The organism is Pseudoalteromonas sp. 1181_04, assembly GCF_052850545.1.
On record NZ_VXCS01000100.1, the window covers coordinates 1 to 422 of the forward strand.

1 protein-coding gene is annotated in these 422 nt (G+C 38.4%); it reads right to left on the reverse strand.

What is annotated here, in order from left to right:
- Positions 1-85: 85 nt before the first annotated feature.
- Positions 86-422, reverse strand: a 337-nt coding sequence (locus tag FW757_RS23205; RefSeq protein ID WP_446441791.1) for a DUF2931 family protein, incomplete at its 5' end; no start/stop codon positions are given.

Sequence of the window (422 nt, forward strand, 5' to 3'; positions counted from 1 at the left end):
AAACAAGCTAATAAGAAGTAATTTTATGATTTTGTCCATAATCTATATCCATTTAAGTTCAAGCTGCCCTTGAGGAATAGCTTAGTTACTTATTCTTACGCCACTGTGCTTGCCCAGAGCCAAGCTCGTGTAATACACGGCCTGTTCTATTTCTGTCAGATCGTGCATTTGATAACCATACTTTTATCTCGCCACTATCCCCCATGCCAACAATTAAATAAGGCCTGATATTTTCTTCTACTTCTCCTGTGCTTATCCATGCATAAGCAGGTAAATTTTTAGCTAATTTATAACCATTTTTATTTATTGCCAGTTCACCGTAGTAAATTCTGCTCTCTGACTTATCTAACCACTCAACCGCTACTTTTTCTGGGAATTTTTGATCGTAAACACCAACCATAGCTCCCGCTGTGGCTCGACAA